Below are 14054 nucleotides of genomic sequence, written 5' to 3' on the forward strand. Positions count from 1 at the left end.
TCGTAGAGCAGGTAGGTGCGGTCGGTGATGGCCAGCGTCTCGTCGACGTTGTGGTCGGTGATGATCACGCCGATATTCTTGTGCTTGAGCGTGGCGACGATCGACTGGATGTCCTCCACGGCGATCGGGTCCACGCCGGCGAACGGTTCGTCCAAAAGGATGAACGCCGGGTTGATGGCCACCGCGCGGGCGATCTCCGTACGGCGTCGCTCGCCGCCCGATAGCTGGATGCCCAGGCTGCGGCGCACCTTCTGCAGGCGGAACTCCTCGATGAGCGCCTCGACCCGCTCGGCCTGATACTCCTTCGAGAAGGAGGTCATCTCCAGCACCGCCCGGATGTTGTCCTCGACCGAGAGGTGGCGGAAAACCGAAGCCTCCTGCGCCAGATAGCCCACGCCCAGCTGCGCGCGCTTGTAGACCGGCAGGTCCGTCAGCTCGGTCACCTGCCGCTCGTCGTTTTCCAGGTAGATGCGCCCCTCGTTGGGCTTGATCAGGCCCACGATCATGTAGAACGTGGTGGTCTTGCCCGCGCCGTTGGGACCCAGCAGGCCCACGATTTCGCCCTGTTTCACGTCGATCGAAACGTGGTTGACCACCGTCCGGGCCTTGTATTTTTTGACGAGTTCGCTGGTGTAAAGGCGCATGGGTTTTCCGCAATAAAATTTTTACAAAGTTATGCTTTTTTCCGAAAAGTTTTTTATCTTTACGTTGAATTTTGATAATTTAAGAGCAGAAACGACGAAATGAAACAAAACGAATCGTCCCTGTTGCACGCCAAACTGAAAGAGTATTTCGGTTTTTCGTCGTTCAAAGGGAATCAGGAAGCCGTGATCCGGAATGTGCTGGAGGGGAAGGATACGTTCGTGCTGATGCCTACCGGCGGCGGAAAATCGCTTTGTTATCAGCTGCCCGCCCTTCTGATGGAGGGGGTGGCCATCGTCATTTCGCCGCTGATCGCCCTGATGAAGAATCAGGTCGACGCCATGCGCACCTTCTCGGCCGAGTCGGGCATCGCCCACTTCCTCAACTCATCGCTCAACAAGACCGCCGTGGCGCAGGTCCGTCAGGACGTGCTCGACGGCAAGACCAAACTGCTCTACTTCGCCCCCGAATCGCTCACCAAGGAGGACAACGTGGCGTTCCTGCGCAAGATCAAGGTGTCGTTCTACGCCATCGACGAGGCGCACTGCATCTCGGAGTGGGGCCACGATTTCCGTCCCGAGTACCGCCGCATCCGCCCGATCATCAACGAGATCGGGTCGGCGCCGCTGATCGCCCTCACGGCCACCGCCACGCCCAAGGTGCAGCTCGACATCCAGAAGAATCTGGGCATGTCCGACGCCTCGGTGTTCAAGTCGTCGTTCAACCGCCCCAACCTCTACTACGAAATACGGCCCAAGCACGACGTCGACCGCGACATCATCCGCTTCATCAAGCAGAACGAGGGCAAAAGCGGCATCATCTACTGCCTGAGCCGCAAGAAGGTCGAGGAGCTGACCGAGCTGCTCGCCGCCAACGGCATCCGCGCCCGCGCCTACCACGCGGGCATGGACGCGGCCACGCGCGCCGCCAACCAGGACGACTTCCTGATGGAGCGCGTCGAGGTGATCGTGGCCACGATCGCCTTCGGCATGGGCATCGACAAGCCCGACGTGCGCTACGTGATTCATTACGACATTCCCAAGTCGCTCGAGGGGTATTATCAGGAGACGGGCCGTGCGGGCCGCGACGGGGGCGAGGGATACTGCCTGACCTTTTACAGTTATAAGGATATTCAGAAACTCGAGAAGTTCATGCAGGGCAAGCCCATCGCCGAGCAGGAGATCGGCAAGCTGCTGCTGCTGGAGACGGTCTCTTACGCCGAAAGTTCGATGTGCCGCCGCAAGACGCTGCTGCACTACTTCGGCGAGGAGTACACCGAGGAGAACTGCGGCAACTGCGACAACTGCCGCAACCCCAAGCCCCGGATCGACGCCAAGGCTGCGCTGAAGATGGCGCTGGAGGCGCTGCGCGACATCGGCGACAAGTTCAAGGCCGATTATCTGGTGTCGGTGCTCACGGGCAAGACCACGGCGCTGATCAAGAGCTACGGTCACAACAAGTCTAAGTGGTTCGGCGCGGGGGCCGACCACGACGCCCGCTTCTGGGGCGCGGTGCTGCGGCAGGCGCTCATTCTGGGGCTGGCGGACAAGAACATCGAGAACTACGGACTGATCTCGATTAACCGCAAGGGCGAGAATTTCATCGCCATGCCCTTCCCGGTGACCGTGACCCTCGACCACGACTACGACGAGGAGGAGCGCGAGGCCGAGGCCGTGGCCCCGATGGGCAAGGGCGGCGCGGCCGACGAGGAGCTGTTCTCCATGTTGAAGGACCTGCGAAAGAAGGTGGCCAAGAAGCACGGGCTGCCGCCGTTCGTCATCTTCCAGGACCCCTCGCTTGAGGATATGGCCGTGCAGTACCCGGTCACTATCGAGGAGATGCAGAACATCACGGGCGTGGGCGCGGGCAAGGCGCGCAAGTTCGGCGAGGAGTTCATCCGCCTGATCAAGGCCTACGTTGAGGAGAAGGAGATCATCCGCCCGCAGGACATGATCGTCAAGGGCGTGGCCAGCAAGTCGGGCAACAAGATCTTCATCATCCAGTCCATCGACCGCAAGATGGATTTCGAGGACATCGCCCGGGCCAAGGACCTCGACTTCGACGAACTGCTCACCGAGATCGAGGCCATCGTCAACTCGGGTACGAAGCTCGACATCTCCTACTACCTGCGAGAGTTCATGGACGAGGATAAGGTGGAGGACATCTACCTCTACTTCAAGGAGGATGCCGAGAGCGATTCGCTCGACGCAGCCATCGAGGAGCTGGGGGCCGACTATACCGAGGAGGAGATTCGGCTGGTGCGGATCAAGTTCATGTGCGAGCAGGGGAACTGATTCCCCGGTGCGCAGTCGCCGGCCCCAACGGCCGGACGCGGTTGGTCGAAAGCGGATGGAGGAAAGTTGGCCGGAGGCAGACGGACGCAGCGGGCCGGAAGCGGATGCAGAGATACGGTATAAACCGGAATTTTGGGAAGGAATCATCGACTAAACCATAGCCTATGAACAAGAAGACTTTTACGCTTGCATTGCTTTTTCTAATCGTGACGCTCGGCTGGCTCGGGGTGAACATCTACTGGGACTGCACCGGAAATGCGCATATTTTCGACACGTTCCTGGCGGTGCTGTTCGTGCTCTTTGCGGCCGCCATGGTCCACAACGAGTTCCACAAGAAGCGCTGCCGCCATCTGGACGAAGTGAACAAACACAAAATACCCTGAAATGACAACAAGACTCGGACGCTTCATGTCGATCATGGCCTTCGTATTTTTCGTGACGGCGATCCTTGCGGCCTGGCGGGTGACCGTCGCCGGCGGCGAGGAGATTTGGTATGTGCCGCTGGTGCTCGCGCTGGCGGCTGCGGCGATGACCGTCGGAGCGCTCCGGCAGCGCAAACGCAGGGAAGAGAACACGTGATATGAATACGAACCTAATGCAGATCATCCGGCTGGTGGTCATGATCCTGGCCGTCGCAGGCATCATCTACGCCATCGAATACATGGAGCGCGGCATCGCCGTGTGGTTTTGGGTCACGCTGCTGGGCGTGGGCTTCGTGGGACTGCTCTATACGTTCCGCGTGACGCAGCGCCGCCTGCGCCGCGAACGCCGCGCGCGGGAGGAGCAGCAGCGCAGGAAAAACCGCAAATCGGGCCGCAAGGGATGACGCTGGTAAGATTGCCGCAGAGATTGGACCGGGTCGGAATCGGGCTTCCGGGGATGGTGCAGATAAAACCGCGGCGGGGATTGAGCGTGATTGGAATTGGGCTGTGGATCGGAGGTGGAAGATGACGGAGGTAAGGGCCAAAAAGGCGCTGGGACAGCATTTCCTGGTCGATCTGAACATAGCACGAAAAATCTGCGACGCCCTGGCGGGCGGCACGGCCGAGGCGCCGGCCGACGTTCTGGAGGTGGGGTGCGGCATGGGGGTGCTGACGCAGTTCCTGCTGCGGCGCACCGACGTCGTAACCTACGGGGCCGAGATCGACGCGGAGAGCGTCGAATACCTCCATGCACACTATCCGGAGTTTGCGCCGCGGCTTCTGGCGGGCGACTTCCTGCAGATGGACCTGCGCGCACGGTTTCCGCACGGGGTGCGGGTTATCGGCAACTTCCCCTACAACATCTCCTCGCAGATATTTTTCAAGATACTGGAGTACCGCGACCTCGTGCCGGAATGTGTCGGCATGATCCAGAAGGAGGTCGCCGTGCGGCTGGCCGAGCCGCCCGGATCGAAGGAGTACGGCATCCTCTCGGTGCTGTTGCAGGCGTGGTACGACATCGAATACCTCTTCACGGTGAACGAGACCGTCTTCAACCCGCCGCCCAAGGTCAAAAGCGCCGTCATCCGCCTGCGCCGCAACGGGGTGGAGCGGCTCGGGTGCGACGAACGGCTCTTCGTACGCGTGGTCAAGGCGGCCTTCGGCCAGCGGCGAAAGATGATCCGTAACGCGCTGAAAGCCGCATTCGGCGATTTCGGCGGCGAGGAGCACCCTTTCTTCACGCGCCGCGCCGAGCAGCTCTCCGTAGCCGAGTTCGTCGCCCTGACCGACTGGGTGGCCGCGAGGATATAACCTTCCCGCTTGTCTTGAACCGAAATTCTGCCCCTGCCTTTTGGCAAGGGCCTTTGAACTGCGCATGTGACGCAGTTTTTTCTTTCTGGAACGTAAGGAAGTGCTTTATTCGGACCGCGGTCAGCGGCGGGGGGCGTTTTGGAAAAGTGTTTGAACGGACAGGAGTTTCGGGCGGCAGCTGGACGTGGGACGCGTTTACGACCGATGTCTGTACGGACAGCTGCGTGCGGACATGGCCTTGGGAGAGCAGGCAGCGAATGGTTTCTTTAAATTGTATTCGGGCGGCAGCCTGCGGAGGAACGCGCCTGAGCGGGCCTCCGCCGCGGGAGGCTGCGGCCCGCCGACCTAGAGGTCGAAAACACATGAGATAAATCGGCCCGCACGGTTCGGAAGCCGCAATCCGGACAAGCCAGCAGGCCGACAACCGAAGAGACCCGACAGGGCCCTTTCCGCCGCAGGCGAATATAAGTCCCCTCCGAGGAGGGGATTTAGGGGAGGGTCAGATTTGTAAATGCGGCGGCACGCCGCAAGGAATCGACGGTCAGGAGCGGACCTGCGTTATCGGGACGCGAGACCGTTCGTATTTTCGAATCTTCCGGGCCTCCGCCGCCGGAGGCTGCGGCCCGCCCGACCTAAAGGTCGAAAAGAAAACGACGCGAATTTTGATTCGCCGCCCTGTCCGCGGTCCGGATCACGCTCCGCCGTGCCGATGGTTCGGGTAGCCCGACCGATCACCGGCCACCACCGTCACCAGCTCCTCGCGCGGCAGGTATTTGCGGGCCAGCTCCTGCACCTCGCGGGCGGTCATGGCTCGGATGCGGCGGATGTTCTCGCCGATGATGCGGTTGTCCGTGCCGCAGAGGATGTTTTCGATCGTAACGTCGGCGATGCCGAACGGCCCGTCGAGAATGCGCATCATCTCGCCGACCATCATGTTCTGAACCAGTTCCAGCTCTTCGGCGGGCATCGGCTCGCGGCGCAGGCGTTCGATCTCGGCGTAAATCTCCCCGAGAGCCGCCTGCGTGACGTCGGTTCCCACCTGGGTGGCGACGGCGAAGTAGCCGGCTCGTTCGAGGTTGACCATCGCCGCCACCGCGCCGTAGGTGTAGCCGTGCCGTTCGCGCAGGTTCTGCATCAGGCGCGAGCCGAAGTAGCCGCCCAGCGCCGTGGCCACGACCTGCATGCCCAGAAAGTCGGGATGCTGGCGCGGGAAGAGCAGCCGTCCGATGCGCAGCGACGACTGCACCGCGCCGGGGTGGTCGATGAACGCCGTGCGCTGCGTTTCGGGCACCGGAAATTCGATCGGGACCGTCTCTCCGGCGGGCAGCTGCGCGGCGATGCGGGCGACGGTTTGCAGTTCGTGCTCCCCGACCCGTCCGCTGCACACCGCGAAGCAGTTGCGGGCGGTGTAGAACCGCTCGTAGAACGCGGCGATCTGCGCGCGGGTCAGGCGGTCGTACTCCTTTTCGTCGGACGAGATGCCGTAGGGGTGTGCCGGCCCGAAGAGCGCCTGTGCGAATGCTTCGCGGGCCTGCGTTTCGACCTTCGTGCGTTCGATGGCGAGCCGCTGGCGGCGCTTGGCGCAGTAGGCGCGGACCTCCTCCTCGGGAAAAACCGGATGGAGAAGCAGCTGTTCGGCGACCTCCATCGTCGCGTCGAAGAAACGCGACAGGGAGGCGAAACTGATATAGGCGTAGTCGCGGTCGACGCTCACGTCGAACCACGAGCCGTAGTAGTCGAGCCGCTCGGCGATCTGCTGCGCGGTCATGTCGCGCGACCCTTCCGCCAACAGATTGGCGGCCGCCGAGGCCGAAAAGGGCGCTTGCTGTCCGGCCGATCCGGCGCGGAATACGAATGTCACGCGCAGCACTTCGAAGTCGTCGGCCGCGAGCGAATAAAGCTCCACGCCGTTCGGAAGCGTGGTCCGGGCGGCATCCGCAAGTTCGACCGCCGCGGGATGGATGAGGGGTGGCTGCATCATTTGCCGGCTCGGTATATAAGGGTGGAACTGTTTTCGGGACGGAAGGTGCGGCGGCAGAAATCGCGGATTTCCTCCACGCCGACTGCGCGGTAGAGCGCCACTTCACGGTTTATGAGCGAAAGGTCGCCCAGCATCTCGTAGAAGCCGAGGTTCATGGCCTTGTTCATCACGTTCAGTTCGCCGAACAGGGTGTTGGCTTCGAACTTGTTCTTGACCTTCTCCAGTTCGTAATCGGTGGCGGGATGCGCTTGCAGCGCTTCGATCTCGGCGAGGAACGCCGCTTCGGCCGCTTCGGGTGTCGTATCGGGCAGCAGCTGCCCCGTGAAGACGAACAGCCCGGGGTCCGCGTCGCCCGTGACGTAGGCGTTGACCGACGAGAGCAGCCGCCGTTCGCGGACCAGCCGCCGGTAGAGCCGCGACGAGTCGCCGCCCGAGAGCAGGTCCGAAACCAGATCGGCCGTATAGAAGTCGGGCGCGGTGCGTCCGCCCATGTGGTAGGCGACGGTGAGCGTCGTGGCCGGCACGTCGCGCACCACCTCCAGCCGGCGCGCCTGTGTCTGCGGCGGTTCCGCGGGCGGTGCGGGCGCGGCGCAGGGACGGTCGGGCAGCGCTCCGAACCACTTTTCGGCCAGCTCGATCATCCGTTCCTCGTCCAGATCGGCCGAGATCGAGAGGATGGCGTTGGAGGGGTGGTAGTGGTCGCGGTAGAAAATGCGCACGTCGTCGAGCGTGGCCGCGGCGATGTGGTCGGGCGTGAGGCCGATGGTCGCCCAGCGGTAGGGGTGCACGCGGTAGGCCAGTTCGCGCAGCAGCATCGACTGGTCGCCGTAGGGCTGGTTGAGGTAGCGCTGGCGGAACTCCTCGATCACCACCTTCTTCTCGGTTTCGAGCTTTTGGGGGGTGATGTCCAGCCCCTCCATGCGGTCGCTCTCAAGCCAGAGGGCCGTCTCGACGTTGTCGCGCGGCAGGGTGATGTAGAAATCGGTGTAGTCGTTGTTCGTAAAGGCGTTGTTGTCGCCCGAAGCCATCTGCACCGGCAGGTCGAAGACCGGGACCTGCCGCGTCCCGCGGAACATGAGGTGTTCGAACAGGTGGGCGAAGCCCGTGCGCGCGGGGTCCTCGTTGCGGGCCCCGACCCGGTAGAGGATATTGACCGCCGCCAGCTTCGAGGTGCGGTCGCGGTTGACCGCGACCCGCAGACCGTTGCCCAATATTTTTTTTCGGTATTCGATCATGGAACGCAAAGATAGTGCATGCCGGGAGCAAAACCAAGCGCCGGAGCGTGTTTTTGCCTGTTGCCGGCCGCGTGGAAAATCCGTTGCCGAACCGTTGCAAAAACCGTGCTCCGCGATTAACTCTTTATTGGTTAACCATTTTTGCAACTCGGTGATCCTGCGCGCATTTGCTGTTAAAGGAATAACAGAATAACTGTTATTTCAATAACATGCGAAAAGTCAAAAAATCACATTTATTTGTACAAAAGTTAAGGTGTTTTCTCGGGCGAAATGCCTATCTTTGCATCGCATATTTTTCGTCCGGAGACCAAAAATGATAGAAACACACACAAATATTCTCTAAATTTCAACAAAAATGGCAGAAAAGAAATTTATCACCTGTGATGGTAATTACGCTGCGGCTCATGTAGCCTACATGTTCTCGGAAGTTGCGGCGATCTATCCCATCACGCCGTCGTCGACGATGGCCGAACTGGTGGACGAGTGGGCTGCGCAGGGCCGTAAGAACATCTTCGGCGAGACCGTCAAGGTCGTCGAGATGCAGTCGGAGGCCGGTGCTGCCGGAGCCGTACACGGTTCGCTGCAGAGCGGCGCGCTCACCTCGACCTTCACCGCGTCGCAGGGCCTGCTGCTGATGATCCCCAACATGTACAAGATCTCGGGCGAACTGCTCCCGGGCGTCTTCCACGTTTCGGCGCGTGCGCTGGCCGCACAGTCGCTGTCGATCTTCGGCGACCATCAGGACGTGATGGCCACGCGCCAGACGGGTTTTGCCATGCTGGCCACCTCGTCCGTGCAGGAGGTCATGGACCTCGCGGGCGTCGCACACCTCGTCTCGCTCCGCTCGCGCGTGCCGTTCCTGCACTTCTTCGACGGCTTCCGCACCTCGCATGAGATTCAGAAGATCGAGCTGATCGACGAGGCTTCGCTCACCGCACTGCTCGACCGCGATGCGCTGAAGGCTTTCCGCCAGCGCGCGCTCAACCCCGAGCACCCCGTAACGCGCGGTACGGCGCAGAACCCCGACATCTATTTCCAGACCCGCGAGGCTGCCAACAAGTTCTACGACGCCGTGCCCGACATGGTGGCCGAGACCATGCAGCAGATTTCGAAGATCACCGGCCGCGAGTACAAGCCGTTCGTCTACTACGGAGCAGCGGATGCCGAGCAGATCATCATCGCCATGGGTTCGGTGACCGAGACCATCAAGGAGACGGTCGACTACCTGAACGCCAAGGGGGAGAAGGTCGGCCTTGTGACCGTTCACCTCTACCGTCCTTTCTCGGTGAAGTACCTGGGGCAGGTGCTGCCCGAGACGGTGAAGCGCATCTGCGTGCTGGATCGGACGAAGGAGCCGGGGGCCAACGGCGACCCGCTCTACCTCGACGTGGTGGAGGCTTTCGCCACCTGCAACGAAATTCCGGCCGACCGCAAGCCGCTGATCATCGGCGGCCGTTACGGCCTCTCGTCGAAAGACACCACCCCGGCGCAGATTCTCGCCGTCTTCGAGAACCTCAAGGCCGCCCAGCCCAAGAACCAGTTCACGGTGGGCATCGTCGACGACGTGACGATGCGCTCGCTGCCCGTGGGCGAGGAGATTTCGCTGGCCAAGCCCGGTACGTTCGAGGCCCTCTTCTTCGGTCTGGGTGCCGACGGTACGGTGGGAGCCAACAAGAACTCGATCAAGATCATCGGCGGCACGACCGACAAGTATTGCCAGGCCTACTTCTCCTACGACTCGAAGAAGTCGGGCGGCTACACCTCGTCGCACCTGCGCTTCGGCGATCTGCCCATCACCTCGCCCTATCTGGTGACCACGCCCGACTTCGTGGCGTGCCACGTACCCTCGTACGTCGACAAGTACGATGTGCTGAAGGGGTTGAAGAAGGGCGGTTCGTTCCTTTTGAACTCGGTGCACGACGCCGCCACCACCTGCGCCACGCTGCCCGACCACATGAAGGTCTACCTGGCCAAGAACCGGATCAATTTCTACATCATCAACGCCACGAAGATCGCCGCCGAGCTGGGGCTGGGTTCGCGTACGAACACCATCATGCAGTCGGCCTTCTTCAAGATCGCCAACGTGATTCCGTTCGAGAAGGCGGTCGAGGAGATGAAGCACGCCATCCTCAAGTCCTACGGCAAGAAGGGCGAGGATATCGTCAACATGAACTACGCGGCCGTCGACGCCGGCGGCAACGCCGTCGTGAAGGTCGAAGTGCCCGCCGAGTGGGCTTCGATCGAGGTTAAGGAGTGCGCGCACTGCGCCGATGCCGAGCGTCCGGCGTTCGTGCGTCAGATCGTCGATCCGATCAACGCCCTCAAGGGCGACCAGCTGCCCGTATCGGCCTTCAACGGCCGAGAGGACGGCACGTGGGACAACGGCACAGCCGCCTATGAGAAGCGCGGCATCGCGGTCAACGTTCCGCAGTGGATTCCCCAGAACTGTATCCAGTGTAACCAGTGCGCCTATGTCTGCCCCCACGCCGTGATCCGTCCGTTCCTGGCCACCGAGGCCGAGGCGGCCGCTTCGGGGCTGGAGTGGAAACAGGGCCTGGGCGAGACGAAGGAGTACAAGTTCCGCATCCAGCTTACGCCGCTCGACTGTACGGGCTGCGGCAACTGCGTCGATGTCTGCCCGGCCAAGGAGAAGGCGCTGGTGATGCGTCCGCTGGAGGAGCAGATGCCCCAGCAGAAGAACTGGGAGTGGATCAACGCCAACGTGGGTTACAAGGAGGTGGTCGACAAGACCAAGTCCGTCAAGAACCTCCAGTTCGCCCAGCCGCTCTTCGAGTTCTCGGGCGCCTGCGCCGGCTGCGGCGAGACCCCCTATATCAAGGCTATTTCGCAGCTGTTCGGCGACAAGATGATGGTGGCCAACGCCACCGGCTGTACCTCGATCTACTCGGGTTCGGCCCCCTCGACGCCCTACTGCACCAACGAGCGCGGGCAGGGTCCCGCCTGGGCGAACTCGCTCTTCGAGGACAACGCCGAGTTCGGCATGGGTATGCACATCGGCGTGGAGAAGCTCCGCGACCGCATCGAGGCTACGATGCAGGAGGCGATCGCCTCCTGCACGAAGTGCTCCGACGAGCTGAAGGGCGCGATGAAGGAGTGGATCGACAACCGCGGTTCGTCGGCCCGCTCGGCCGAGGTGACGGCCCGCCTGCTTCCGATGATGGAGGCGTGCGGCTGCGACTACTGCCAAAAGATTCTCGAGATGAAGGAGTGGCTGGTCAAGAAGTCGCAGTGGATCATCGGCGGCGACGGCTGGGGCTATGACATCGGTTACGGCGGCGTGGACCACGTCCTCGCATCGGGTGCCGACGTCAATATTCTGGTCGTGGACACCGAGGTCTACTCCAACACGGGCGGTCAGTCGTCCAAGTCGACGCCCGTGGGTGCGGTGGCCAAGTTCGCCTCGAGCGGCAAGCGCATCCGCAAGAAAGACCTGGGCGCGATGGCGATGACCTACGGCTACGTCTATGTGGCGCAGGTTTCGATCGGCGCTTCGCAGCAGCAGCTCTTCAACGTGCTGAAGGAGGCCGAGGCCTATCCCGGGCCGTCGCTGGTGATCGCCTACGCTCCCTGTATCAACCACGGCATCAAGGGCGGCATGACCCGCACGCAGACCGTGGGCAAGGAGGCCGTGGCCTGCGGCTACTGGCATCTGTGGCACTACAATCCGCAGCTGGAGGCGCAGGGCAAGAATCCGTTCGTGATGGATTCGAAGGAGCCCGACTGGTCGAAGTTCCAGGACTTCCTCAAGAAGGAGGTGCGCTATACCTCGCTCCAGAAGGCGTTCCCGGCCGAGGCCGAGGAGCTTTTCCAGGCCGCCGAGCAGAACGCCAAGTGGCGTTACAACGGCTACCGTCGCCTCGCTGCGATGGAGTACTAAACCGGAAAGGTATCTCTTAACCGGGCCGCGGCAGCAATGCCGCGGCTTTTTTTGCGGGGCGCCGAAAAGGGTTCGTTGTAAAATTTTCCCTGTCTGTCTGTCGGTTCGCGGCGTCGGTTGAATTTATTTGCAGGGGGCGGGGTAAGGGCTTAGTTTTGCGGTGAAACTGAAACACTAAACAGAAAGCAATATGAAAAAGACTTTGACCGAAGCGGCCCGGCTCCTCTGCCTGCTGCTGCTCATTACCCCCCCCCTTACTTCGTGCAGCAACGACGATGATGAAACCGTGCCCATGATCGTGCCGCAGGCCGAGAAGATGAGTTTCACCAGCGGCAACTACGCCAAGCGCCTGCCGTTGGAAATAAGCGGCGTTGCGGAGTGGAACGCCGACGTAGCCTACACCGGATCGGAAACGGGGTGGGTGAGCGTAAAAAAGGAGGCAGCCGCCGTGCTCCTGACCGTGGAACCCAACACCGGAGCCGCCCGTTCGGCCGCGCTGCGCATCTCCGCGCCGGGCGTTGCCGACATTCTGATTCCCTTGAGCCAGAAGGCGCAGTTCTCGTCGGAGCTGATCGGCAGCTATGTGCCCGACGACGCGATCAACGAGTATTACGGTGCACACTTCGTTACGGAGTGGAACGAGAAGGGCGCTCCCAATCTCACCCTGGCCGGAACGGAGCTTCCCTGGATGCTGATCGAAGCGATGGTCCCGACGCTGCTGGGTGCGTACTATTCGCAGGGGCTGGCGGGTCTCGAGCTGATGGACGACGGACGCATCGGTGTCAAATACCACTCGGTGACCCTTCCCAACGGTATCGAGAGCATTCTCGACCCCGTCTTCGGCAAAGAGGAGCTTGCCTTCCCCGACGCGGTGACGATGCCGACGGTTCCGCTGGATGTGGTGACCTACTATACGAAGGACGGGAAGATCTACCTGGCAGCCGACAAGCGCTTCATCGCGCAGGTCGACCCCGGAACGCTCGGAGCGCCCATCTGCACGATGATCGACGGTATGATCGCCAAGTATTCGCTGCCCGTGGTGAACGATGCGGACATCTACGCCCTGCCGTTCAAGTACACGCTCGACGGGGAGAGCCTGCTGATCTATGTCGACCGCTCGATGATCCTGCCCTTCAAACAGCTGCTCACCGACCTGATCGGCCAGTTGCTGCCGGCGGTCGATGCCGACGGCGACGGCAAGCCCGATGCGGGGGCGGTCGACCCGGCTGCGATCGTGCAGTTCGTCAACGACGTTTTCGACAACTCCACCCGCTTCGAACTGGGTATTTATCTCAAGAAGCAGGCTGCCTGACACCGGATGGTCCGCGAGAACGGCGCCGCGCTCATGGGTATTTACCTCAAAAAGCAGGCTGCCTGACACCCGACCGAACCGATACGAAGCCGCCGGACACGCTCCGGCGGCTTTTTTGCGCCGGTCGGTTGTGCATCCCGATTCCTTTCCGTATCTTTGCAACTACTGATTCCCGAACCGATGAAAAAACACCTCTTCCTGCTTCTGGCCGCGCTCGCAGGCTGCTGCTCCGCTTTCGCGTGGGGTCCGACCGGTCACGACGCCATCGCCCACATCGCCGAGCGCAACCTTACGCCGCGTGCCCGCCGCACGGTCGAGCGCCTGCTCGGCAACCACTCGATCGTCTACTACGCCTCGTGGATGGACAACGTGCGCTTCCTGCCCGCCTACCGCGCGACCTCGTCGTGGCACGGTGCGGACGTGGACGACAGCGGCCGTTATGTGGCCCGCGAGGGCGGCGATGCGGTGCAGTGCATTGAGCAGGCGATCGCGCAGCTGAAGGAGTACCGTTCGCTGGACGACTCGACCACGGCCGTGGCGATCCGCTTCCTGGTCCATCTGGTCGGCGACCTGCACTGCCCGGTGCATGTGAAACACCCGGGACGAAAGGACTTCACTTTCGTGCTGGTCAACCGCGAGTACCGTTTCCACAGCTTTTGGGACGCCGCGTCGCTGGAGTTGACCCACCACTGGTACTACACCGAGTACGGCGAGCAGCTCGACCGCTGCACGAAAGCCGAGCGGGAGGCGATCGCCGCGGGGACGCCCCGCGAGTGGCTGGAGCAGAACGCCTGCGACTGCCGCATGATCTACGACTGGATCAAGCCCGGGCAGCAGATCGTCAAAAAGGATTCGAACGGGCTGCTGCTGGAGGTGCGCGCAGTGGCCGAGCAGCAGGTGCTCCGCGCGGGGTATCGTCTGGCGCGCATTTTGAATGAATTGTTCGGTTAACGTTTAAC

General features: G+C 61.8%; 11 protein-coding genes. 8 read left to right on the forward strand and 3 right to left on the reverse strand.

Annotated features, from left to right (window positions below):
* On the reverse strand, positions 1-644 hold a 644-nt coding region (gene lptB / locus ACMO9O_RS05800; protein WP_418982787.1), incomplete at its 3' end, for an LPS export ABC transporter ATP-binding protein.
* A gap of 99 nt (positions 645-743) precedes the next feature.
* Here lptB and recQ point away from each other — a divergent pair.
* The 5 genes from recQ to rsmA all read left to right on the forward strand — a co-directional run bounded on the left by recQ (position 744) and on the right by rsmA (position 4669).
* The gene (gene recQ, locus ACMO9O_RS05805) at positions 744-2936 is read left to right on the forward strand and encodes a DNA helicase RecQ (RefSeq protein WP_418982788.1); all 2193 of its coding nucleotides are present in this window, start codon (positions 744-746) and stop codon (positions 2934-2936) included.
* Between the two features lie 164 nt (positions 2937-3100).
* Complete coding sequence (locus ACMO9O_RS05810) at positions 3101-3319, forward strand: hypothetical protein (RefSeq protein WP_418982790.1); 219 nt, start codon at positions 3101-3103, stop codon at positions 3317-3319.
* A gap of 1 nt (position 3320) precedes the next feature.
* Positions 3321-3515: a hypothetical protein gene (locus tag ACMO9O_RS05815; protein ID WP_418982792.1), complete on the forward strand. Its 195-nt coding sequence runs from the start codon at positions 3321-3323 to the stop codon at positions 3513-3515.
* A 1-nt stretch (position 3516) separates the two neighbouring features.
* Positions 3517-3762: a hypothetical protein gene (locus tag ACMO9O_RS05820; RefSeq protein ID WP_418982794.1), complete on the forward strand. Its 246-nt coding sequence runs from the start codon at positions 3517-3519 to the stop codon at positions 3760-3762.
* A 121-nt stretch (positions 3763-3883) separates the two neighbouring features.
* Entirely contained in the window at positions 3884-4669 is a 786-nt protein-coding gene (rsmA, locus tag ACMO9O_RS05825; RefSeq protein ID WP_418982795.1) for a 16S rRNA (adenine(1518)-N(6)/adenine(1519)-N(6))-dimethyltransferase RsmA, read from the forward strand.
* Positions 4670-5360: 691 nt separating this feature from the next.
* On the opposite strand, the gene ACMO9O_RS05830 is transcribed toward rsmA, so the two are convergent.
* Both ACMO9O_RS05830 and ACMO9O_RS05835 read right to left on the reverse strand, forming a co-directional pair.
* The gene (locus ACMO9O_RS05830) at positions 5361-6650 is read right to left on the reverse strand and encodes a M16 family metallopeptidase (RefSeq protein WP_418982797.1); all 1290 of its coding nucleotides are present in this window, start codon (positions 6648-6650) and stop codon (positions 5361-5363) included.
* Positions 6647-7885, reverse strand: coding sequence for a M16 family metallopeptidase (locus ACMO9O_RS05835; RefSeq protein WP_418982798.1), 1239 nt, complete (start codon positions 7883-7885; stop codon positions 6647-6649). Before ACMO9O_RS05835 ends, ACMO9O_RS05830 begins: the two co-directional genes overlap by 4 nt.
* 355 nt (positions 7886-8240) lie before the next feature.
* Between ACMO9O_RS05835 and nifJ the strand changes: the two genes are divergently transcribed.
* From nifJ to ACMO9O_RS05850, 3 genes are all read left to right on the forward strand, one after another.
* Positions 8241-11783: a pyruvate:ferredoxin (flavodoxin) oxidoreductase gene (gene nifJ / locus ACMO9O_RS05840; RefSeq protein ID WP_418982800.1), complete on the forward strand. Its 3543-nt coding sequence runs from the start codon at positions 8241-8243 to the stop codon at positions 11781-11783.
* A 190-nt stretch (positions 11784-11973) separates the two neighbouring features.
* Positions 11974-13095, forward strand: coding sequence for a hypothetical protein (locus ACMO9O_RS05845; protein WP_418982801.1), 1122 nt, complete (start codon positions 11974-11976; stop codon positions 13093-13095).
* A gap of 180 nt (positions 13096-13275) precedes the next feature.
* Positions 13276-14046, forward strand: a complete 771-nt coding sequence (locus tag ACMO9O_RS05850) for a S1/P1 nuclease (protein WP_418982803.1) — start codon at positions 13276-13278, stop codon at positions 14044-14046.
* The last annotated feature ends 8 nt before the right edge of the window (positions 14047-14054 follow it).

It is taken from the genome of Alistipes sp. (genome assembly GCF_048465635.1).
Taxonomy (GTDB): Bacteria; Bacteroidota; Bacteroidia; order Bacteroidales; family Rikenellaceae; genus Alistipes.